Below are 839 nucleotides of genomic sequence, written 5' to 3'. Positions count from 1 at the left end.
CTGGGTGGAAGGCTTTTAAAGCGATCACTGTTACAGACGTCAACAATCGCCTGGCGTTCCTCTTCAGAAAGCTTGTTTCCGGGAGCTTCCCTGTTGGCATTGTTGCGGTTATCTGCTTGCACAGCATCCTCCCGTGTCCAGCGTTGTACCGTTCTTTCTGAAAGGCCAAGGGCTTCGCAGGCTTTCGACTGGCGGGCACCATCTTTCACGGCCTGTTTAATCAGGTTGACTGCGTTTTGGCGATCCGGGAGAGAGATCAATCGTCCTCTGGTTCCCCCCAGATCTCTCGGGCCTTTTTTGTGAGTACCAGCAAGGCAGCAGTTTCTGCTAACGCCTTGTCCTTGCGCTTGAGTTCACGCTCAAGCTTTTTGATAGTTTGCTTGTCTTTTTTCTGCTCAACATTCAGGGCCTTACGCTGCTCTGATGGACTGGCAGGCCTGGCCACCACGCCACTAATAAAGGCTGCTTTCCACTGCTGAATTTGTTCAGCAAAAAGGCCTTTCTTACGACAGTATTCAGCCATTTCTGCTTCGTTCAATGCCGCCGTTTCAATAATGACGGCCAACTGGTTTTCAGGTGTCCACTGATCTGGATTTTTTCCGTTGCCTGGCACAGATATTCCTTGAGATAAAGCTTTCTTTCGCCAAGTGTACAGGGTCGCATCAGAGATACCAGTATCACGTACCAGCTGAGAAACCGGCACATTATTGGGTGGCATCATTTTCTGAATGATGGACTCTTTGAACTCTTCTGAATAGCGGGCCATTGATCACTCACTGGCCGCCCCCTGTTTAGGTTTTTAAATTCAGGAGAGGCGACAACTATGTTGGCACAGGGGG

2 protein-coding genes are annotated in these 839 nt (G+C 49.9%); both read right to left on the bottom strand.

The features are described from left to right. A partial coding sequence (locus J7439_RS25655) for a helix-turn-helix domain-containing protein (protein WP_209204892.1) occupies nt 1-260 on the bottom strand: 260 nt, incomplete at its 3' end. Then, nucleotides 257-766: a transposase gene (locus tag J7439_RS25650; protein WP_209204891.1), complete on the bottom strand. Its 510-nt coding sequence runs from the start codon at nt 764-766 to the stop codon at nt 257-259. The genes J7439_RS25655 and J7439_RS25650, both read right to left, overlap by 4 nt. Between the last annotated feature and the right edge of the window lie 73 nt (nt 767-839).

The sequence above is a fragment of the Salinisphaera sp. G21_0 genome (genome assembly GCF_017744115.1).
In the GTDB taxonomy this organism is placed as follows: Bacteria; Pseudomonadota; Gammaproteobacteria; order Pseudomonadales; family Endozoicomonadaceae; genus Endozoicomonas.
The sequence above is the reverse complement of the archived record's forward strand: the minus strand, read 5'-3'. Positions and strand labels throughout refer to the sequence as shown.